Annotated in this window: 17 protein-coding genes and 5 pseudogenes; 12 read left to right on the forward strand and 10 right to left on the reverse strand. The window is 65.7% G+C overall.

What is annotated here, in order from left to right:
• Positions 1 to 113 precede the first annotated feature (113 nt).
• Entirely contained in the window at positions 114 to 437 is a 324-nt protein-coding gene (locus ACWEPL_RS04305) for a NucA/NucB deoxyribonuclease domain-containing protein (RefSeq protein WP_452435177.1), read from the forward strand.
• Between the two features lie 107 nt (positions 438 to 544).
• Positions 545 to 1,141: an SMI1/KNR4 family protein gene (locus tag ACWEPL_RS04310; RefSeq protein WP_452435178.1), complete on the forward strand. Its 597-nt coding sequence runs from the start codon at positions 545 to 547 to the stop codon at positions 1,139 to 1,141.
• Between the two features lie 80 nt (positions 1,142 to 1,221).
• On the opposite strand, the gene ACWEPL_RS04315 is transcribed toward ACWEPL_RS04310, so the two are convergent.
• Positions 1,222 to 2,559 (reverse strand): IS701 family transposase, encoded by a 1,338-nt coding sequence (locus tag ACWEPL_RS04315; RefSeq protein WP_452435179.1) that lies wholly within the window; start codon positions 2,557 to 2,559, stop codon positions 1,222 to 1,224.
• Between the two features lie 693 nt (positions 2,560 to 3,252).
• Between ACWEPL_RS04315 and ACWEPL_RS04320 the strand changes: the two genes are divergently transcribed.
• Positions 3,253 to 3,507 carry a nuclear transport factor 2 family protein gene (locus ACWEPL_RS04320; protein WP_350727983.1) on the forward strand — a complete coding sequence of 85 codons (255 nt, stop codon included), beginning with the start codon at positions 3,253 to 3,255 and terminating at the stop codon, positions 3,505 to 3,507.
• 62 nt (positions 3,508 to 3,569) lie between these two features.
• Here ACWEPL_RS04320 and ACWEPL_RS04325 read toward each other — a convergent pair whose 3' ends face one another.
• A complete protein-coding gene (locus ACWEPL_RS04325) occupies positions 3,570 to 4,454 on the reverse strand; it encodes a helix-turn-helix domain-containing protein (protein WP_363984030.1) in 885 nt (294 codons plus the stop codon).
• Between the two features lie 202 nt (positions 4,455 to 4,656).
• Positions 4,657 to 4,812: an alpha/beta fold hydrolase gene (locus ACWEPL_RS04330; RefSeq protein ID WP_185067641.1), complete on the reverse strand. Its 156-nt coding sequence runs from the start codon at positions 4,810 to 4,812 to the stop codon at positions 4,657 to 4,659.
• 201 nt (positions 4,813 to 5,013) lie between these two features.
• Here ACWEPL_RS04330 and ACWEPL_RS04335 point away from each other — a divergent pair, with 201 nt between their 5' ends.
• Positions 5,014 to 5,172, forward strand: a complete 159-nt coding sequence (locus ACWEPL_RS04335) for a hypothetical protein (protein ID WP_350727986.1) — start codon at positions 5,014 to 5,016, stop codon at positions 5,170 to 5,172.
• A gap of 17 nt (positions 5,173 to 5,189) precedes the next feature.
• On the opposite strand, the gene ACWEPL_RS04340 is transcribed toward ACWEPL_RS04335, so the two are convergent.
• The 5 genes and pseudogenes from ACWEPL_RS04340 to ACWEPL_RS04360 all read right to left on the reverse strand — a co-directional run.
• Complete coding sequence (locus ACWEPL_RS04340; protein ID WP_452435180.1) at positions 5,190 to 6,008, reverse strand: class I SAM-dependent methyltransferase; 819 nt, start codon at positions 6,006 to 6,008, stop codon at positions 5,190 to 5,192.
• A 14-nt stretch (positions 6,009 to 6,022) separates the two neighbouring features.
• Positions 6,023 to 7,633 (reverse strand): ABC transporter permease, encoded by a 1,611-nt coding sequence (locus ACWEPL_RS04345; protein WP_452435181.1) that lies wholly within the window; start codon positions 7,631 to 7,633, stop codon positions 6,023 to 6,025.
• Positions 7,630 to 8,562 carry an ATP-binding cassette domain-containing protein gene (locus ACWEPL_RS04350; RefSeq protein ID WP_452435182.1) on the reverse strand — a complete coding sequence of 311 codons (933 nt, stop codon included), beginning with the start codon at positions 8,560 to 8,562 and terminating at the stop codon, positions 7,630 to 7,632. Before ACWEPL_RS04350 ends, ACWEPL_RS04345 begins: the two co-directional genes overlap by 4 nt.
• Positions 8,563 to 8,595: 33 nt before the next feature.
• Positions 8,596 to 9,246, reverse strand: coding sequence for a TetR/AcrR family transcriptional regulator (locus tag ACWEPL_RS04355; RefSeq protein WP_387582609.1), 651 nt, complete (start codon positions 9,244 to 9,246; stop codon positions 8,596 to 8,598).
• 43 nt (positions 9,247 to 9,289) lie between these two features.
• Positions 9,290 to 9,400 (reverse strand): annotated as a pseudogene (locus ACWEPL_RS04360) (zinc-binding dehydrogenase); the annotation flags it as partial.
• A gap of 511 nt (positions 9,401 to 9,911) precedes the next feature.
• Between ACWEPL_RS04360 and ACWEPL_RS04365 the strand changes: the two are divergent.
• Together ACWEPL_RS04365 and ACWEPL_RS04370 are read left to right on the forward strand one after the other, a co-directional pair.
• Positions 9,912 to 10,362, forward strand: a pseudogene (locus ACWEPL_RS04365) (RNA-binding S4 domain-containing protein).
• A 933-nt stretch (positions 10,363 to 11,295) separates the two neighbouring features.
• Positions 11,296 to 11,778 (forward strand): hypothetical protein, encoded by a 483-nt coding sequence (locus tag ACWEPL_RS04370; RefSeq protein WP_452435183.1) that lies wholly within the window; start codon positions 11,296 to 11,298, stop codon positions 11,776 to 11,778.
• Between the two features lie 1,001 nt (positions 11,779 to 12,779).
• On the opposite strand, the pseudogene ACWEPL_RS04375 reads toward ACWEPL_RS04370, so the two are convergent.
• Positions 12,780 to 12,911: pseudogene (locus tag ACWEPL_RS04375) on the reverse strand (IS256 family transposase); the annotation flags it as partial.
• 189 nt (positions 12,912 to 13,100) lie between these two features.
• Between ACWEPL_RS04375 and ACWEPL_RS04380 the strand changes: the two are divergent.
• From ACWEPL_RS04380 to ACWEPL_RS04400, 5 genes and pseudogenes are all read left to right on the forward strand, one after another.
• A pseudogene (locus ACWEPL_RS04380) lies at positions 13,101 to 13,312 on the forward strand (IS3-like element ISRhosp5 family transposase); the annotation flags it as partial.
• Between the two features lie 98 nt (positions 13,313 to 13,410).
• Entirely contained in the window at positions 13,411 to 15,027 is a 1,617-nt protein-coding gene (locus ACWEPL_RS04385; protein ID WP_452435184.1) for an RNA-directed DNA polymerase, read from the forward strand.
• A gap of 167 nt (positions 15,028 to 15,194) precedes the next feature.
• A complete protein-coding gene (locus tag ACWEPL_RS04390) occupies positions 15,195 to 15,701 on the forward strand; it encodes a hypothetical protein (RefSeq protein ID WP_452435185.1) in 507 nt (168 codons plus the stop codon).
• A gap of 91 nt (positions 15,702 to 15,792) precedes the next feature.
• Positions 15,793 to 16,000, forward strand: a pseudogene (locus tag ACWEPL_RS04395) (IS5/IS1182 family transposase); the annotation flags it as partial.
• A 627-nt stretch (positions 16,001 to 16,627) separates the two neighbouring features.
• Positions 16,628 to 17,629 (forward strand): DNA-processing protein DprA, encoded by a 1,002-nt coding sequence (locus ACWEPL_RS04400; protein WP_452435186.1) that lies wholly within the window; start codon positions 16,628 to 16,630, stop codon positions 17,627 to 17,629.
• Positions 17,630 to 17,741: 112 nt separating this feature from the next.
• On the opposite strand, the gene ACWEPL_RS04405 is transcribed toward ACWEPL_RS04400, so the two are convergent.
• The gene (locus ACWEPL_RS04405) at positions 17,742 to 19,253 is read right to left on the reverse strand and encodes a hypothetical protein (protein WP_452435187.1); all 1,512 of its coding nucleotides are present in this window, start codon (positions 19,251 to 19,253) and stop codon (positions 17,742 to 17,744) included.
• A gap of 118 nt (positions 19,254 to 19,371) precedes the next feature.
• Between ACWEPL_RS04405 and ACWEPL_RS04410 the strand changes: the two genes are divergently transcribed.
• Positions 19,372 to 20,016, forward strand: a complete 645-nt coding sequence (locus tag ACWEPL_RS04410; protein ID WP_452435188.1) for a hypothetical protein — start codon at positions 19,372 to 19,374, stop codon at positions 20,014 to 20,016.
• Positions 20,017 to 20,058 lie beyond the last annotated feature (42 nt).

The raw sequence follows: 20,058 nt of genomic DNA on the forward strand, positions 1-20,058 counted from the left end.
CCACGGGCGAAGTCGTGCTGCGGGATGAGGGGGCTTCCGTCCCGCGGTGGGATGCACCTCTCCTGGTCACAGATCAGCAGCCCGAGACTCTCCCAGGAGTCCCACTCGCCGCGATGCCACGTCCACGAGGTCAGCACCAAGCGTCCGTCCGGCAGCGCGGCCCCAACGGCGTCGACACCGAGGTCCTGGTCCGGGCCCGCCTCGGCGTAGACGGAGAGCCATATTACAACGGCGGCCCGCCTCGAGGCCTAACCAATTCCTGCGACGAATATCCGTTCGCCAGTACCATCCAAGGCGCCTTGCACGCGAAGGGGCATTTCTCGGTACGCGCCGTGGATCACCAGCAGAATATCGACCATGGTCATGTGCTGCGATCCTTCTTCTCACACTACCGGGTCGGCGGCGACAACGAATTCTGGGTGCTGATCCAGCCCTAATCGTGTAGTCAGTCCGATCCATCCGAGGGAGGGCCCTGTGGCCCTCCCTCACCCCTTCGGCCGCTTGCGGCAGTATCTATTCACAGCTTGCCGTAGAATGCGCTCCAATGAACGGCCTCAACACCCCCCGCTACGCATGGGCTGAACGCCTCCAGGTCGTGAGTGGCACAGACCACGATCTCCACAACGGTAGGGGATCTTCGCCGCACCCAACCGGATGGCTGGGAGCGGCTCCCGTCAGTGAAGCCGAGCTCCTCCGTCAGGAAGAGCGCCTCGGCCGCCGCTTGCCACCGAGCTACCGAGAGTTCCTCCAGGTAAGCAACGGCTGGGACGTGAACTCCTTTACCAGTGTTCACCTTCTCCCCATCGCCGAGGTCGGGTGGACGCGCGACGTGGATCCGCACCTCGCGAACACATGGGGTCCCTCGCCTGACTCCCCGGTCCCGGAACTGCCCGCCGACTATTTCTTCGACTACGACGCACCTCAGGATCGGGATTTCTTTGAGGTGGGAGACTTTCTGCCGCACACGTTGTGCATTTCCGAGAACGTCGAGGGTAGTGTTTATCTGCTCAATCCGTACATTGTCACCTCGAACGATGAATGGGAAGCGTGGTACTTTGACTCCTTGTACGAGCTCGATGCCACCCGCTTCCGGTCGTTCTGGCACTTGATGGAGCACTTCTTCCGCGATAACGGATTTTGATTCAGTGCGTTATCCCGGCCCGCGAGTGCTCGCAAAGAACCGGGACGCATGTTCCTGGCTAGTACGGCATCCGCCATTCGTTAGTTGAGCTGGATATATGCGGTGCTCAGGCGGGCTCGGTGATGAAACCAGCGGGCGTGGGCTTGATGGCGGCGTCGCCAGGCCGACCAGTGGGCGGCGTGTTCCAGCGTCGGTGTGCGGCCGGTGACGGCGTTGAACAGGCCCTTGACCTCGGCAACCGTCAACGGGATGAGGCCAGGGTCGGCGGGCGGTGCTTCGTCGGGATGAGTGGGGCGGTTGACCTGGGTGTCGGTTCCGTGCCGGGCTGCAGCGGCGGTGACCGCGCAGACAGCCAGGGCGGCCATGACCAGCACGAGGTGTCGCAGCAGTGCCTGGTGGAGGCGGACCTGGGACTGGTCCAGGCCGAACAGGTCCTTGCCGGCTTGGAAGCTTTCCTCCACCGGCCATCTCAGCCCGGCGGCGGAGACGAGCCGGGCCAGGGTGACCGGCTGGCCGGCAGGTACGAAGCAGTAGTGAAAGGCCACCTCGCCGGTGGTGCGGTGCTTGCGGACCAGCAGGAAGTGGGCAGAGCTGGCGGTGGCGATCCACGCCCAGGCGTAGGTGCGTTCGCCCTTGGAGCCGGCCCCGGCTGAGCGGATGGTCCACCGGCGTTTCTGCCGCAGGTGCTTGGCCACGGCCTGGGCGCAGGTCAGGCAGGTGCCGCCGCCGAGGGTGAGGGTAAAGGTGGCGCGGATGCGCAGCACGTAGGCCTGACCGCGTTCTTCCAGGAAGGTGCGCAACTTGGTGCAGGCGCCGTAGACCTCGTCCCCGGTCACGAAGTCCAGGCGCACGTTGTCGGCGTAGGCCTCGCCGAGCAGGTCGATGGCCAGTTCGCCCTTGGTGGCGAAGGTCAGGTGCAGGGGCAGGCCGGTGGTGATCGCGGTGACCGGGTCGCTGATCTGCTCGGCGGGGATCCATTGCCGGGCGCCGATCAGCGCGTGCCCCGCCCTGGCACGCACGTAGGCGAGGTAGACGGTGTTGACGCCGTTGTCGATGCCGCCCGCGCAGCCCATGTGCTGGCGTTTCACGCCCGCCGTGGCTACGCCTTTCTTCTCCTGACCGGACTCGTCCAGCACGCCGACGGTCAGGCTGCCCGATCGGGCGGCGGCATCAAGTCGGGCGACGGCGAAGCGGCGGACGGTGCTCATCGCGCCCGCGGTGTCCCACCGGGCGCGATTCAGCAGGCGCTGGGTGGCGTCCGGGCGGCGGTCGCCGATCCACTCGGCGATCGTCCAGCCATTGCGCCTGGGCAGCTCGGACATGACGGCTCGGACGTACTTGGCAGCCTGCAGCCGCGGTTCGATCCTGGGGAACCTCGGGGCCAGCGCGGTCATGAGGTCGTCGAGGTTCCGTTGCACACGCCGGGCCTCTACGATGAGGGCAGCAGCCGCTTTGGATCTTGTTCTCGTCACACAGACATGATCACGAGCGGCTGCTCTCGTTGTACGGGAATCCCATCAGAAGAGGGCATCGACCAGCCGCGCGTCATCCCAGCTCACACAGCGAATGGCGGCTGCCGTAGTAGAATCCACGAATATTTCGCAGTGTGTCTACACGATGCCGTGGAGCCCAGCGATCTCGACCTCCGATACTGGTAGAAACCGAATGATCGAGTGACCGCCTATCGCCGGGAGCGGCGGTGTGGGCCGTGACGCCCCCTCCCGGAGGTGGCACCGAACCGTCACCTCCGGGAGCGCCTGGCCGTGCCCGCCAACGCCCTGGATGGCTTGTGTTCCGGCCTCAGACCGCGCCTCGCCCCGGTCCTCTGCCCGGCCGGACGGCGCTACAGGGCTGGCGTGACTTTCGCTCGCCCTGGCAGACGCCGGCCGTGGCCGACCGACTCGGCGCGCTCGGCGTCGGCTGGACCCGCACCCGTGAGGCACTGAAGGCGGCTGTGGGCTGGACACGTCCGGCCACCCGGCTGGGCCGCGGCGGCCTCGCAACCTCCCACCCATGCTCGTGCGCGCCGGATCGTATGACCCCATGCCAAGAGGCCATCGACCGGGCATTCGTTCAAGACGCTGGCGCGCGGTGACGGTGGCAGTGGAGCCATGAGCCACGACATCATCCAGAACGCCTTCCAGGCGCTCGCGAGCAACGACCCCGATCGCATCGCCGCGGTCTTCACCGAGGACGCCGAGTGGCTGTCGCCCCAAGGAAACGCCACCGCCGTCGCGCCCGAGGCGAGTGACCATATGGTGGGTAGGAAGGCGATCGTACGCTTCTCCGCCGAGGACTTCCCCGCCTGTTCACCCTTGACGTCGGCGTCACCTTCCACGCATCCCGTACCGACGGCGACCGGGTGACCGTGGAGGCGACTATGACGGCGACACCCTGGTCTTCCTGGCCGTCTGGCCGGTCGCCAAGCTCAGGAGCGGCACGCCGTTCCGGACCTGAACTCGCGCGGCGACACGCCATAGGCCGTGCGGAAGGCCCGACTGAAGTCGCCCGGCCGGCCGAACCCCCAGCGGGCAGCGATCTCGTGGATCGGCACGTCGGCCAGGGCGGCGTCGGCGAGGTCACGGCGTATGCGCCCGAGGCGCTGGTCGCGGATCCACGCCGAGACCGTGTCGCCCTGCTCCTGGAACAGCCGATGGAGGTAGCTGACCGAGAAGTGGTTCGCCGCCGCGACCGTCCGCGGGCTGAGCTCGGGATCATGCAGATGGCGCTGAATGTAGGCACGTATGCGCAGGCCAAGGGCCTCCCGTTGGGAGCTCGACCGGGGGCCCTGCTCGGATTCGTGCAGACTGGAGAAGCACGCGGCCACGAGATCCACCAGCACCATCCCGAGCCGCTGCCCGTCCGCCGGGTTGAGCGACAGTTTCTCGTCGGACAGTTCCTCGATGAATTGTTTGAGCAGCCCGCTCATTCCGCCGTCGACGGACACGCCGTGCCCGAGGAGAGCAGCCATCACGTCACCGCGCAGCGGCAGCAGCGGCTTCGGGATGGCGAGCATGACCAACTCCAGATGATCACGTCCGTCGGTCTGCAAGCTCATCTCCTCCAGCCCGGCGAGGTCGTGCGCGTAAAGATCACCGACGGTTACGGTGTCCTGCAGCCCCGACCAGGTCGCGTTCACGGTGCCGTGCAGCGGCACAATGAGATGGACCACGTCCTCATGCTCGGTGCCCGCGCGGCACGGCTCGCGTTGAGCCGTCACCGGATGAAACCTTTTCACCTCCAGCACGGCCACGCCGAGATCGAGCACACGTGCGCTGGCGCAGAGATCCCCCCTGTCGATCTCCCGGCTCATATCCGCGCCAGCGGCCCAGTCTCTCCAAGTCATCACACGCGAACGAGACGTTTGTTCTCCATTCACCCGTATCCTCATTTCTCAAAGTCAGCGCAGAAGTCAGCGTTACCGGCGTATTTCGGGATGTCCAGCGCAGAGAATCGCCGAGATCTCAGCGCAGCATCCACAATCTCGATCGCGAGGTTCTCCCCAGTTTTTGGGATCAGCAGATCGGGACGTTTGCTTTTGCGACGGCGGCCACGTGGGCCGGATGGGTGAGCTGTGGATGATGGCCGGTTCCGGGGATGACGGTCACCCGGGCGTCGAGGGTGGCGTCGATCAGCGGATCGAATTCGCCGGTGACGAGGCGAACCGGCACCGGGCAGGTGGCGGCCAGTGTCGGTAGCTCGGCGCGTTCGCTGTGCCGTTGTGCTCGGTCGAGCCACCGCGCGGTTGCGCGTGCTCGACCCCGAGGTGAAGCTGACCGTCGACACCCTCGGCGGCGTGGTCGTCGCCCTCGGCGCCACCGAGATCGCAGGCCGCGCGCAGCTGTTCTCCGGCTCGGCCACGCGGGCGGGCGGTGCTGGTCAACGGCCTGCCCGGGATGCTCTCCTGGCGCGAGGACGGCACTTCACTATCGGTCCTCATATTCATCGTCGCCGACGGACGGATCACGGGCATCGCGGCCCTGGTCGACCCGGCCCGGCTGGCGGCGATGGACCTGCCCGGCCCGGCGTGAGTCGCCGGCCGGAATCGTCAGAAACGGTAGTGCGCGACCGTGGTGCCCAGCCTGGAGAAGGCCGCGCTGAGCGCCGACAGTCGGGTCCACAGGCGCAGGGCCGGAGGGAACTGGTCGACCTCGGGCTCCCGAGTGAGCAGGATGTGCCGGATCAGGGTCAGTCGCGGGTTCCACCGTACGGGGTCGAGGCGGTCGAAGCCGGGGGACTTGAAGAGCGGGACCAGGAACCGGCTGCCGGAGTAGTGTTTCGCTGCCCAGACGGTGAATCTGGTGTAGACGTTGAACGCTATCTCCCCACTGGGAAAGTGGCTGGTGAGACGGTCCAGCAGCGTGATCATCTCTTCCTGGGAGAGGAAGGGCAGCACGCCGTCGGCGACGATCACGGCGGGGCGGTCGGCGGGGAGCGCCTCCAGCCAGCCGGGCTCGGTCAGGTCCGCGCCGATCGTGTGCGTGTGCGGCCGATCGGGGATGACCCGGTGCCGGGCGTCCACGACTTCGGGGAAGTCGAGGTCGTACCAGTCCGCTGTGGGTGGAGGGTCGATGCGGAGGGCTCGGGTGTCGAGGCCGGCTCCCAAGTCGATGCCGATCGCGTCGGGGTGGCGGGCCATGAACTGCTGGGCCACCTCGTCCAGCTTCTTGGCGCGCTGGGCGACGTCGATGGCCGAGGCCGCGCTCCAGCGGAGTTTGCGGTGGTCGTAGCCGGTCTTGTGGATGATCTCGTAGGCTATGCGGTCGCCGAGTATGGGGCGTGGCAGGCGGCTGTCGAGCGCCCGGCCGCACAACGTCACCCACAGGGTTTCCTGCAGCGGGGTCAGGGTGGGAAGGGTCACTCCCATGATGTCCTCCAGGCTCAGGTGGTGGGCATGTCGCGTCGGGTGAATCCGGCCAGGCCGGCCGCGACGAGGGCCGCCGCGACGACGGTCATGACGATCAGTGGCGTGGCCGTCATGACCCCGCCGGGGAGTTTCGGTACGTGCTCGAAGACCGACAGGTCGATGACCCACTGGTCGAGCTGCAACTCCAGGCCGACCCAGCCGAACAACATGCTCACCATGGCCACCGCGAACGTGCCGGCGACCAGCCGGGGCAGCAGCCCGAACAGGGCGAACGCGGCTCCGGTGAACACCCACACCACAGGGAGTTGCACGAGAGCGGCGGCCAGGAGGCGGGATAGCTCACGGGCGACGTCGCCGGTGTTGAGTCCGTGCGCCAGACCGGCGGCCGTCCCGAAGGCGATCAACCCGAGCGCCGGGCCGAGCAGTATGAACGCGAAGTGGCTGCCCGCCCAGCGCAGCCGGCGCACCGGGGTGGCCAGCAGGGGCTCGGCCCGCCCGTCGCGCTCTTCGTTCCTGAGCAGCAGCGCGGCCTGGATGGCGAAGCAGGCGCTGACCAGGCCGAGCATGGTCATCATGGGGGCGAGGAACTGGTCGACGAGCGTGCCGGGACCGCCGAGCCGGGCCAGCGCCTCTCGGGCCGCGGCGCCGCTGTTGTCCATCAGCGTCCCAAGGCTCGCCGACATCGCGCCGACCACGAGCCCGACCAGGGCGAGTCCGGCGAGCCTGCTGATCAGCGGCCCGCGGTGCAGCCGCCAGGCCAGCGCCAGCGGGCTGCGCAGGCGGGGTCCGGCGGCGGCCGGGCCCAGGCGGGCCTGGAACATGCCGGCGCCGAGGTCGCGCCGCTCCGACAGCGCCACGGCCAGCACGATCAGCGCCAGCACGGCGCCGGCCGCGAGCGTGAGCACCCACCAGCGTTCGCCGCTGTAGGGCCGCAGCGCCTCCGCCCAGCCGAGCGGCGTCATCCAGGACACCCAGGCGGGCCCGTCACCGGACTGCGCGGCGACGTCGCCGACGCCGCGCAGCAGGATCGCGGCGCCGAGCGTGCTGATCCCGATGGCGCGCGCGCCTCCCGCGCTGGTCGTGAGCTGCGCCGTCACCGCGCCGATCGAGGCGAACGCGCAGGCGGCCACCGTGAACCCGAGTCCGAGCGCCAGGGAGCCGGCGGCGGGCAGGCCCTGGCCGATCAGCGCCACCGCCGAGGCTATGCCCAGGACGAGGGCGGCCCCGCAGGTGACGATCAGGGTGGCGGCCAGGTCGGCGTGGCGGGACACCGCTGTGGCCCCGACCAGTTCGCGCCGCCCGGCCGCCTCTTCCGTACGCGTGTGCCGGATGACCGTGAGCAGGGCGAACAGCGCGACCATGAACGTGACGAATCCCGACCGCCAGGCGACGAGCTCGCCGAGGCTGGATCCGTTCAGCACGCCGTAGGCGATGGTGAAGGCCCTGGTGTGGACGCTGGTCTCGTAGTAGTGCTGGCGGGCCTCGGCCGTGGGGTACGCGCCGGTGAAGGCGCCGACGAACACCACCGGGATCATGCAGATGAAGGCCACCCACAGCGGCAGCAGCACACGATCGCGCCGCAGCACCAGGCGGATGAGCTTTCCCGTGCCGGCGAACGCGTTCATCGTCCTGCCTCCGTGTGCCGGCCCTTGACGTTCACGGTCGCGCGGTCGTAGTGCCGCAGGAACAGTTCCTCCAGCGTCGGAGGCCGGCTGACCAGGCTGCGCACGCCGACCTTGGTGAGGTGGCGAAGTGCGAGGTCCAGCGCGGCGGCGTCGACGCTGAAGCGTACCCGGCCGCCGTCGGCGCGCAGGCCGTGCACGCCCGGCAGGCCGGCCAGCCCGTCCGGTGGGGCGGCCAGCTCGGCGTCGATGGAGGTGCGGGTGAGGTGCCGCAGCTCGGCCATGGTGCCGGTCTCGACGGTACGGCCGTCGCGGATGATCGTGATCCGGTCGCAGAGCGCCTCGACCTCGGAGAGAATGTGGCTGGACAGCAGCACCGTACGGTCACCCGCGCGCCGCACCTCCTGGATCGTCTGCCGGAAGACCTCCTCCATCAGCGGGTCCAGGCCGGAGGTGGGTTCGTCGAGGATGAGCAGCTCGGCCTCGGAGGCCAGCGCGGCGACCAGGGCCACCTTCTGCCGGTTGCCTTTGGAGTAGGTGCGGCCCTTCTTGCGCGGGTCGAGGTCGAAGCGTTCGATCAGCTCGTCCCGGCGCCGCCGGTCGAGGCTGCCGCGCAGCCGGCCGAGCAGGTCGATGGCCTCGCCACCGGACAGGTTGGGCCACAGGGTGACGTCGCCGGGCACGTACGCCAGGCGGCGGTGCAGCTCAGCGGTCTGTGTCCAGGGGTCGCCGCCGAGCAGCCGGGCGGTGCCCGCGTCGAGGCGCATCAGGCCCAGCAGGATCCGGATCGTGGTGCTCTTGCCCGCGCCGTTGGGCCCGAGGAAGCCGTGCACCTCGCCAGTCCGTACGACGAGGTCGAGGCCGTTCAGTGCCCGTGCCGGGCCGAACGACTTGACCAATCCGGCCATGGAGATGGCATCGGTCTCAGTCATCATGGGTGTCCTTATGTGGTGATGAGGAGAGGGCTAGAGATCGTCTCCCCGCTGGGCCTCCCAGGCGGCCTGGGCGGCTTTGAGCATGGTGTCGTCGGCGTACAAGCCGTGGGTGTAGATCTCGAGCATGGGCAGCCCGATGCGCCGCAGCACGTCGGGACCCATCCGCTCGAAGCCGAGCGCGCGGGTCAGGGGTGGCGCCATGGTCAGCGTGGCCAGGCTCACCAGCACGGTGAGCACGGCCAGCGCCCGCACGTCGGAGGACTGGCGCATCGAGCCGCCGGCGATCCCGTCCCGGAAGAGCTGCTCGGTCTCCTCCACCAGCGTGTTGACGAACGTGGTGGCCGCGGAGGAGTCCTCCTCGATCGCGCGCACCATGTACTGCACATGGAGGCGGTACTCCTCCGAGTCCGACAGATATTCCTGGGACAGATCCCGCACGCCGACCAGGTCGGCCACGGTCCGGGCCCTCCGCACCAGGATCTGCAGGACGTGCTCGTCGCAGACGCTCCGCAGGTTGTCCTTGCTGCCGAAGTGCCGGATGACCAGGGCGGCGCTCACCCCCGCGGTGGCCGCGATGGCGCGCAGGTTCGTCTTCTGGAAGCCGTCGCGGGCGAAGTGCGCGATGGCGGCGTTACGGATCTTGGCCTGGGCGGTCAGATCCGCCGAAGTGGCTGAACACACGTTTACTATAGTAAACACGTGTTCAGCACCGTGGCAACCGGGATCAGAACGTGGTGAGGATGATCTTTCCGTGGACATCCCGTCGTTCAAGTGCCTGATGCGCTTCGGCGGCCTGGGCGAGCGGAAAGCACGCACCGATCCGTGGCCGGATTGCGCCTGCCGAAAATTGCGTCCGCCCAGCTCACGGGCATGTGGGCCGTGCATGGCGTGCGCGAGTTCTGTCCCTCAGTAGAGGGGGACGCATGGCACGATGATCGACCGCGCTCCCCCGCCTGGCCTACCTCGCCGTTACGAATGCCTTCGCCCAGTAGAAGGGGCACACCATCCGTAGGTCCGATCCGGCCTGCGGCTTGGTGGTGGCGGGCTTGCGGCGCCAGAGCCAGGCCTGTCAAGGCCTGCGGCCACACCGGCTGATGACCCGCAGCTGGTCCAGTACGGCTCGCCCCCTGCCCGCGCTGGCCGGCAAGACGGACGTGTGCGCCTCTTCGATCACCACCAGCACCGGCCGTCCCTACCGATGGGTTCGCCGCGAGCCACCGAAGCCGTTGACGGCGGCGAGGCAGTTCAAGCTCTTACGGGGGGCAGACTCACGTCGACGCTCAGGTCAGCGCGGTCTTCACCGTTGAGGGTCGTCGGCGCGCAGCTCGCTCTTGGCCAGGAACGGCATGCATGCTGGCGGTGCGGTGGTCTCAGTACATGTCGGGGTGGCAGGTGAGCAGCTGAGTGCTCGGGTGGACAGCTGGATCTGGTCGGTGCGGCTGACCAAGACTCGTTCGATCGCGTCCGACGCCTGCCGGGGCGGTCACGTCCGAGTCAACGGTGTACGGGTCAAGCCCGCACACGTCGTCCGGGTCGGTGACGAGGTCCGGCTGCGGCACGAGGGGCGCGAACCGCATCGTGGTCGTCTCCCGGATCATCACCAAGCGCGTCGGCGCCGCCGTGGCCACCGAGTGCTGCGCCGACAAGAGCCCTCCTCCTCCGCGCGAGGAGGCCGTAACAGTGGCCATCCGCGCCCGTGGCGCCGGCCGCCCCACCAAACGCGAACGCCGCAGCATCGACAAGCTGCTCGCACGCCCGGTGGTGGAGGGGCGAGGCCGCCAGGCACGCCCCGAGTAGACGGGCAGCCGCATCGAACTGGATGCGCGACTCCCCCGCAACCACCTCACCGGCGCTGCTCTCCACCGGTTTCCCGCCGCAGGAACAACGCCGCCGAGCTGATGCTGACGGCGTCGCTAAAGCGTTCGAGGCTCGGATAGGCCAAGTTTCAACGCTGAAGAAGTACCGGGCCCAGCTTCGTCACGCCGTGAGCATGTGCCGGGAACGCTCCGGACGCATCTGTACGAAGTGGAGCCGGGACCGAACGCGGGCCGTTCACGCAGGAAAGTTTCCAGAGCGTCCGCGTCACAGTGACCTACCTCGGCGAGTTTGCGATCGGCCGCGAGATCGCGAACGCTTCCACACAAGGCGGGATTTGCGCCACCATGATCGCACGTTCCGACGAAGGAGGCTGCTTGGTCGTTTTCGCCTGTGCGGGGTGCGGCGCCGTGATGACCGCGAGGGTGGCGCGGGTGGCGCTTCCCGATCACTCTGGCCAGAAGTACGGCCATGGTCTGCTCCCCGGTCTTCTGGAGCCAGGAACGTACGTGGTGGACCCTGGAGACGGCCGGCCTCGGGAACCTCTGGAGCCCGAGCCGGAAGAGCATGGCGTGCGACTGCAGACGTACTGCATCACGGGACCCCCGAACAGGATCGGGATCGCACCAGGCGACGTCCGCGGAACCGTCTTCATCCCCGAGAGGTTGGCGGCTGCTGCTGTGGCTGGGACGGCCAGTACGGTTCCAACCTGGCCTGCGCGAGGTGCGGCCGCCCGGTGGCGACCCGCGTCGACGACTGCGGGTTCTGGCAGGTGGTGTGGCTGGAGCCGGACGCCGTACGTCCTGTCGCCGTCGACGACCCCGTCCAGCGGGTGATGGACTGGGAGGGGATGCCGAGCACGCCGCCCATTGATCCACGTGATCGCTGGAGTCCCCATGGGAGGCCGCCGTCGCGGTGGCACTGGCGCACCTGCTGGTGGCCTCGAACGGTAAGCAGGTGGAGGTCCCTGACGGGCCTGTCGCAGAGGCGTTTCGCCGGGCGATCGACAGCCTGCTCCCACCTGGGCCACCGGAACGACACCTCGTCCTGGCCGGGCCCCGCCTGTCCCCCGCGATCACGGACATCGCACTGACGCCGAAGCATCCGCAGACCGGCGCGGTATGGCCGTGTGCCGCAGGAACGGTGGTGCCGCTGGCCACGGACGTGTGGACGTACATGGCCTTCAACGAAGATCGACGGCTCATGCCCGCGGCGCGCGGGATGCCTGCCGACGTTCGCCGCGACGATCCACCCCCGCTGCTGCCACACACTCTTTTCCGTCCCGATGGGCGAGTGTTCCTCAGCACGCTGGAGCGACTGGCGCCGGTTCCGCAGCCGTGGCTGCGCCGCATCTATGACCGGGTCAGAGACCGCCCGTACATGGCCCCGTTCTCATAGATGTCAGGCTTCGAACCCGCGCACATTGCGCCGTGAGAAGGGCACACGGCAGCCGACCAAGTCGTGTTCTTCACATAAGGGCTCATTCTCGACTGGACGCGTTGGGGAATCAGCGATCCGGCGCTTCGATGAGAGCGAGATCGCTTCTACCAGGCCGCGCGTCAATCTCATCAGGGGTGGCGGGCTCCAGATCCCTTGTTCTCAATGCCCTCACGTCGTGATGTTGAATCGGGAAGGATACGGGGTGCGGATGCTTCGCTACGGCCACTGCCCCAACGCGCGCATTAGAGATCGTCCATCTGCCGAGACCTCCAATAGGCGTTCAGGTGCGACTCGCAGCTGGACCAGCGTCGGCCGATGCTGTCAACTACGGTGTACTTGATGTCTTCGGTGCAAGGGTCGTTGGGTCCGTTCCCTCCCCATGTGCACCGGTCTCGGCTGGTCCGACCCGGAGGGAAGTCGTTCGGGTCCCAGGGCTTGATGTCCTCGATCTCCATGAGATGCCCTTTGCTGCTTGTGACGAGCGACTGGAGTCAACGGTGGCTTTCAGCCAACGGCGAGATCCTCCCCTGATACGTGCCAATGCGCCCATCCTCCCTCATGGGCATGGGGAATTGAACCAGCCTGGGCTGGATAGAGAAGAGACCTCGTCGTAGCCCGTTACCGGCTCACCCCGATGGGACGTCGTCACCCCAAACCTGCGCCCACGCGCCAAACTCGGCGTGCACGCCTGACTTAACGAAGAGCCCGTCTAGCCAATCCGTTCCAGTACCAATACGGCGAGAGCCTGCACGTCGGGGCAATGAATCACACGCGGACCAACCTGCAGCAGGCACTGAAGATCCGCGTCGGAGCGAGCCTCATAGATGCTCGAAGCCGTGTCTTCTATCCCATAGATGCCTCTTCACGATCACGCATGACCTAGCGAACTTGTCCGCATGAATCCGCCAGGAGCGAAGTCATATTGAACATCGACATTGTCTGCGTACGGTGGCGTGGTGACCGTTGCGGACGACCAGACGGCGGCCGGTCTCGTCGCGTTCGTCGGCGAAGGCGGCGATGTAGGCGTCGACCTGGGCTTTGAGCGCTTCGGCGAGCATTCGGCGGGCGCCTTGGCGTACCAGCTCGTCGATGAAGGCCGGCGTCGGGGCGGCAGTGGCGGCGGCGTGGTCGCCGCCGGCGGGATCAGGGACTACCGTGAGCACGGGTGTGCCTTTCCGGCCGACGTTGGCGCGTCGGTCATGCTTGTGGATTCACATGATCACCGGGAAGGTACACCCCTTCCCGGTGATCCACAGATCTCAAGCATTGCTCGCGGCCGTCTGGACGGCGCGGTGTTTCACACCGATAACGGTGCGCAGTACTGCTCTCGGAGTTCGCGCGGGCCTGTCGCCGGCTCGGCGTCACCCGCTCGCGCGGCGCGGTGAGCACCAGCGCCGACAACGCGGCGGCCGAGTCCTTCAACGCGAGCCTGAAACGCGAGGCGCTGCAGGGCGCGCGCCACTGGCCCGACGCCCATACTGCCCGCCTGGCACGCTCAGAATCCTGTAAGCCTGCTCTTGTGATGATGCGTTGACTGATGGCCCACGATCCTGGCACGCTCCATACCAGCGTTCACCGAGGGGAACAACCATGCCACTGATCGGCAACAAGACATTCGCCAGCGCTGTGACCAATATTGGGGCCTGGGGAGACACCGACGTTTTCCCTTTCCCCATTGAGAACCATATGATTCATGATAGACGCGCAGAAGTATCCGCCCTGCTCGCCGATATCGCGGGAAACTTCGAAAATTACCTGAATCTAGATCCCATTGTAAGCTACTCCACACTCGCGCCGGTTGGATATACGGGGTTTCGCTGGGCAACGCAGCTGGACCCTCAATGGAATGCCTATCTGCTGAGTCTGGTCATCGATATCGCCCCGGCAGTCGAGGCGCACAGAATACCTGCCACAGAAAAGCATGTGTTCTCTTACCGGTACCAGCCAAACGGAGATGGAAGCCTCTTCGCAGCAGATGGATGGAGCGCCTTTCAAAAAGAAACCCGAGAACGCGCTGAGGCATTTCGTTATGTTGTCGCCGTCGATATTGCAGACTTTTATTCACGGATCTATCATCATCGCCTTGAGAATGCCCTGCGAGAGGTAGACTCAGGAGGCACGCATACTCGCCATATAATGGCGATTCTCTCCAAACTTTCCCGCAGCGCGTCGTACGGCTTGCCAGTGGGAGGGCCAGCAGCCCGCCTCCTATCCGAACTGGTTCTCGACAGAGTCGATGATCTATTGGCTGCAAATTCAAATACGGCCAACTTCTGCCGCTTTGCTGATGACTATCGCTTCTTTGTCAACGACATGGAAACCGCATATCGAGCCATTGGCTTTATGTCAGAGAAGTTGCTCGTCAATGAGGGTCTTTCGTTACAAAAAGGCAAGACTAGAATTATGACTTCATCAGAATATCTATCGACGCTCGATCCGACGGATTCCCCGGAAGGCAGCGCAGCAAGATTTCTTGGGCTCCACATCCACTTCGATCCATACTCTCCTACCGCTAGAGACGACTATATTCACCTCAAGGAAAAACTTCACGAGTTCGACATCCTCTCCCTTTTGCGCGCAGAGCTTGCAAAGGGGAGAATCCATGCAGCACTATCGAGACGTCTGATACGCGCGCTCCAATTCATGGATGCAGACACTCGGAAACAAGCTGTTGTAATTCTGCTCGATAGCATCGACATTCTTGCGCCTGTAATCCCACAAGTTATGATTGCCGTGCGTAACACTCTCGACGAAGTCTCCGAACCCGAGTTCACGGAAGCTACCCACGCGAGGATTCGACATCTTATTACTACTTCGCACTACATAGCGAACATTGCCTTGAACTTAGCATTCATGATCAGAGTCCTCGCCAGCCACCGGTCGGTCGCTAACGAGCAGCTATTTATCAAGCTGTTTAATGATAATCACGGATTTGGCAGCGGACCAGCTCCGAACATCAAGCGGGACATTGTCCTAATAATGGCGCGATGGCGCGCAGCATACTGGCTCAGTGATCTGAAAAACTATGTGGCGGCGGCAGAGCCTTGGGTCAAACGAGCCTTCGTCATCGGCTCTTACTCTCTGGGTGATGAGGGTAAGCATTGGAGGGACGCTAACAAACAAGCATTTCGCCCCTTCGATAGGCTAGTGAGGGATTGGGTCGCCGCCAAAATACAGTCTTCTGCTTCTTGGGAGGTGCCGATTTGATACCCGCAAAGCTATTTGCTGGGCATGCGTCGATCTGGCGTCAGATTGCTCCCACTCTCGAACAGGCCGTACGCTGGTCCAACTCGCAGCAACAGTCCCTAGGCGCTTCCGTAGCCGCATCCGGAAGCGCCGACCGGCACGCTATAATCGCAGAAGTCGCATTTACTATGGCGGCGGAAGGACCCACTCCACTGCCTTACTTTGCCCCAAAAGCGTTCAAGAAGGATGCAGGAGCGTTCGTTGCCAACTTGCCGCGGGGCGAGTACGCCGTCGAGTATTTAGCAGCTAGCGAATGGTATGAAGCCTATAGAATCTGCCGAACAATAAGGAAATATGCGGCAAAAGATCTGGGTTTCGTCTATAGTCCTTCAGTGCCTGGATGTGGCATTGTCGATCGAGCGATCGCAGACATCAGGCGCGATCATGAACTGATTGAAGTCAAAACTGTCACGCGGCCATTTCGATCCTCAGATTTCCGTCAAGTACTGACGTATGCCGCCATGTATTATGCTTCAGGCGTTCACATCGAAGAAATTACGCTTCTAAATCCGAGAAGAGGACGGTATTTCAAGCGTCCAATCGATCTTGTTGCACATGAAGCATGCGGATTATCTGGACCTGAGTTGATGCAAGAGCTCGTAGAATTGATGACGGGACTCAGCGTATCAGCTTAATAAAGGCATGAATGGAACATGTCAAATGACTGTTCGCTGTTGATCGGCGCGGGCCTCAGTTGCGCCACACGAACGGAGAGGAAGGGAACGACTGGTGCCCGATAAGCGGGTGGTCTCGCCGGCGCCGACGCGACCGCAAGGTGGCGGGGCGACGTTGCCGGATACGCCTGCCGGCAGTTGCCGCCGGTCTTCGGCGCCCCTGGCAGACGGTGCACCGCCACTTCACCGAGTGGAGCGCCGCGCGAGTGTGGGCCAAGCTGTACCGGACCCTACTGGACGAACTCGGCGCCCGCGGCGAAGCGGGCGCGCTCGCCGCGTCTTGTCGTCCAGCGCCGGCTCTCAGCGACCGCTCGATCCAGTCCACGGTCGACCAGCATGAAACGATCTAGCGGTCCAGCCAGGAGAGATTCAGGCGCCCGCCCGTTCAGACACCACGGCGCATCTCGATGCAGATATCTAGCCTGCGGCTTTCACGGCGAATTTGAGCCGACCTAATTGTTCACATAAGAAAAGTGCCCTTGAGCTGGGAGGATCCGACTTGTCTAAGGCCCCGTCCACCCCAGATCAGAAGGCACTTTCCGAGTGAACTCTACCGCTTCCCGCAGCAAGATCACTGTGTCCGCCGACGGCCGTGGGCTGGTCTCACACGGCGGAGGTCTGCGGCTGGACCGGCGCACGCGGTCGACCAGATCGGCATCCGATTATCTCCATGATCGGTAACAGGGTCGCCTGCGCCGGCGCTGATCCGCGAGGACGTAGACCAGTCGGCGTGGGTACGCCAGCGAACTGCGCAATGCGCGGTGACCGGCCGGGTCGGGTTGCGCTGGCTGGAGCCCCGTGGGCGGGGTAAGCCATGATGGCAGCAGGCCCAGGTAGTACCGCACCGCCCTTCGAACAGCTTCGGGCCGCGAGTAGAAGGAATGATCATGACGTTCCCTGCTGCCGCCGCCCGACAGGGCAGCCTGCCCGGCGAGCTCTCTGAGACGCATCGGGACCTGCTGGCGCTGTGCGCGCTTCGCGTCAACGACAAGTCCGTGGACTGGAGCCTGCTGGCCCGCACCTGCGAAAGCGCAGCAAGTATCGAGGCAACGCTCGAGGGGAACATCCAGGAGCAGTCCGATGCGGCCCGAGAGAGCCTGCCGATCCTGCGCACCGCCCTCAGTCATCTCGTGCAGGCCCGCGACCGCGTCGCCATCGAGCTGGAGGCCGCGGAGCTGGCCGGCGCGCGGATCGTCACCGTGCTGGACGACACCTACCCTGCGAACCTGCGGCTCGTCCCCGATAGGCCCCCCTTCCTCTTCTACCTGGGCTCTCTGTCGGACGCCGACCGCCGCTCCGTGGCCGTCGTCGGCACGCGCGCTGCGACCGAGGACGGGATCAGCCGCGCGAAGCGGATGTCGAAGGGTCTGGTCGCGGCGCATGTCGCCGTGTACTCCGGCTTGGCGCTGGGGATCGACTCCGCCGCGCACATGGCAGCGTTGGACACCGGGGGCCGGACGGTGGCGGTCCTGGTCCACGGCATCGCGTCGAAGGTCTACCCTGCGGCGAATGAGACGCTGGCCAAGAGGATCGTCCGCGAGGGCGGAGCACTGTTCTCCCAGTTCTGGCCCTTGTCGAACCCCGCGAGGTGGACCTTTCCCAGACGCAACGTGGTCACGTCCGGCAGCGCCCTGGGCAGCATCGTGATCGAGGCGTCCAGGACCTCTGGCGCCAAGATGCAGGCGAGGATCGCGTACGAGCACGGCAAGCACGTCTTCCTGCTGCGGTCACTAGTCGCGCAGGAATCCTGGGCCGCCAAGATGGTCTCCGCCGGCCGGGCGGTCGTGGTGGCTACGCTGGATGACGTCCTGGGGCAGCTGGACTCGGCGCCCGCCGGCCCGGCTCAGGCCGAGGAGCCGTACCACCAGATCCCGATCGCCGACCTGTAGCGGAAACTCCGTCCCACCCACCGCACATCGACTGCCCTCGTCCCTCAGGCTCCGTCCGTGCCCATCTCGAGGCACCCTGTCGGGAACGGAACCCAGGCAGTGGAGAGCCAGTTCAGTTCCCTGCGGCCCGGCGGCGCTCGATGCGCTGTACTGCCTCAAGCCGCTCGCTCTCACCGTAGTTCGGCTGCACGGGCTCCCAGATGATGCCTTCGTCCTCGCACACCTGGCTGATCAACTCCTCGGCCTCCCGGCTGTCGTACCACTGCGCGGGGCTGCCCCAGCGGGAGATCCACCACAGCGCGGTGCTGGAACTCTTCCCCACGCGGTAGAGATACTCCCCGTGCCAGGTGACGAGTTGGTCAGCGGCGAGCTGGTTCAGGATGTCGCCGATGTGGCGCTGGCGCCCGTTTCTGTAGGTGCGCATCGGTTCGCGGCGGCCAGCGGGTACGGGACGGCTCCCGGTAGCCGGCACGTTCGTGGGTATGGTGCTGGGAACTGCGACCCTCGGCTGGTTGGCGGGGCGGCATCCGCTGTCGGGCATGCCGGTCTCACCCGCGATGAGCTTACTCATGGTCTCGCGGAGCAGATCGCCGGGTCCTGTGCCGACGCCGGGGGAAAGGTACGCGGTGGTGAAGTTGGCCGGTGTGAAGGCGTTGGGGGCGAAGGCATTGATCGTGACGCCCGGCCGCGGGGTGAACAGGGTGTAGGGCTTGCGGTACTTGCCGACGGTCACGCCGATGATCTGGCCGGCGCCAGCCTTGGCGAGCAGGTTCCTGGCCCAGTCCAGGCTTATGCCCTCGGTGGTGAAGTCGTCGAAGACGATGACCGTCTTTCCCACGACGGTGCTCCGATACTCCGGGTTGAGGTGGACGGTGGTCGCCTGTGTGGTGATCGAGACAGTGTCGTGCCGCCCGGCGGCCCGGGCCAGGCTGGTGTCCATCGCCTGGCTTGCCCGGACCAGCAGGTCTCCCTTGTAGTACCAGCCCACCATGACCTTGGCGACCTCAAGGAACTCGCCCAGCTGGTCGTTCACCCGGCCGGGGGTGCTGCTGGGGTAGACGCAGAACCAGGCGCGGTTGGGCAGCGAGCCGTCCAGATAGGCCGAGCAAAGCAGGTGCAGCATGAGGATGTCGCGGGCGCTCCGGTCACCGACGGACACCTCCTTGTCGTAGGTGAAGACGGTCTTCAGATCGAAGGAGGAGGGGCTGGTGCCGGGGAACGTCTCGGCGGGCTGCAACAGCGAGCGCACCCGGAGCCGGTGCTCGATGTCGTCCAGAGCGAAGATCCACTCCGGCTCGTGGAGGAGATGCCGGTCGAGCAACCAGTAGAGCTGGGCCGGGTCGTCCGCGCCCAGGGCGTCGATCGTCCTACCGAGAGCGCTCGCCCATCGGGCGTGGATATAGAGCACCCCGGCGTTGATGCCGGTCATCCAGTCCCACTCCGTGGTACCGACGATCACCAACTGGTTCTTGCGGAGGCCGAGCCGTTCAGCGGCCTGGTCGAGCCACAGTCCGCTGCCCCGGTTCTTGCGGCCGGGGATGTCCTCCTGCGAGAGGTGGAGTGCAGGCTGTGGCAGCCCGGCCGCAGAGCAGAGCGCGGCGGAGTCGATCGATCGCGTCGTCATCAGAACCCAAGCCACCCCCTGCTGATCGAGAACGCGGAGCAGCCGGACCATGTCCGGGTGAGGTCTTGTCGTCCCCGTTTCGAACACGGCCTTGTAGTCGAAGACCACCGCCTGCACTGTGTTCGCCACCGCACCCGCCCACCCCGCCCCGCCATCGCCGGGCGATACATCCGCAACCGTCGAGAACATCGACAACGACCAGGCCGTGGACGACCTCCTTGAGCGCGCCGACAACGACGACATCCCCGCCCGGCTCCTCCTCGGCGTGATCGCCATGGTCACCCTCGGCACCAGCGGCTACCTCCTCGCTCCCGGCGGCTCTGCTGAGCAGATCGTCGGCGGCATCAAGGTCATGCGCACCGGCGTCGGCACAGTCATCAAGACCGTCCTCGACAAGAAGGAGGGCCGGCAGGTACTCGCCGACGCGATCAAGCGGATTCGGGCCAACCTGCGCCCGCGGTGGTGGGTCGACGGCCACCTCGTCGAGCGCGACGACTGGAAGGGCAGCGACTTCAACGCCCACCTGCGCCTCGCCGCCAACCACGGGTTCAACCCCAAGGGCTATCAGAACGACCCCACTGACACCGAACTCGAGGACGAGGCCCTCACAACCTTCCAGGCGTCCGTTGCAACGGCCGCCACCAACCTCGACGACCTGATCGCCATGCGCAGGAAGAACGGCACCACCAACCAACTGCCCTGGCCCCTCGTCGAGCCGTCCTTCAAGCAGCTCAACTACATGGACAAGGACCTAGATGAATGAGTCCAAGGCATAGCTGCGGAGATAGGGCGAGGATGTCCACTC

This window comes from Nonomuraea sp. NPDC004186 (assembly GCF_053603495.1).

Bases quoted from the DNA above. Each gene is read 5' to 3' on its own strand.
- ACWEPL_RS04345 (WP_452435181.1), bottom strand. From the start codon at position 7,633: ATGAACGCGTTCGCCGGCACGGGAAAGCTCATCCGCCTGGTGCTGCGG.
- ACWEPL_RS04310 (WP_452435178.1), top strand. From the start codon at position 545: ATGAACGGCCTCAACACCCCCCGCTACGCATGGGCTGAACGCCTCCAG.
- ACWEPL_RS04350 (WP_452435182.1), bottom strand. From the start codon at position 8,562: ATGACTGAGACCGATGCCATCTCCATGGCCGGATTGGTCAAGTCGTTC.
- ACWEPL_RS04390 (WP_452435185.1), top strand. From the start codon at position 15,195: ATGGCGGCGGAAGGACCCACTCCACTGCCTTACTTTGCCCCAAAAGCG.
- ACWEPL_RS04340 (WP_452435180.1), bottom strand. From the start codon at position 6,008: ATGGGAGTGACCCTTCCCACCCTGACCCCGCTGCAGGAAACCCTGTGG.
- ACWEPL_RS04305 (WP_452435177.1), top strand. From the start codon at position 114: ATGCCACGTCCACGAGGTCAGCACCAAGCGTCCGTCCGGCAGCGCGGC.
- ACWEPL_RS04320 (WP_350727983.1), top strand. From the start codon at position 3,253: ATGAGCCACGACATCATCCAGAACGCCTTCCAGGCGCTCGCGAGCAAC.
- ACWEPL_RS04325 (WP_363984030.1), bottom strand. From the start codon at position 4,454: ATGAGCCGGGAGATCGACAGGGGGGATCTCTGCGCCAGCGCACGTGTG.
- ACWEPL_RS04405 (WP_452435187.1), bottom strand. From the start codon at position 19,253: ATGACGACGCGATCGATCGACTCCGCCGCGCTCTGCTCTGCGGCCGGG.
- ACWEPL_RS04385 (WP_452435184.1), top strand. From the start codon at position 13,411: ATGCCACTGATCGGCAACAAGACATTCGCCAGCGCTGTGACCAATATT.
- ACWEPL_RS04400 (WP_452435186.1), top strand. From the start codon at position 16,628: ATGACGTTCCCTGCTGCCGCCGCCCGACAGGGCAGCCTGCCCGGCGAG.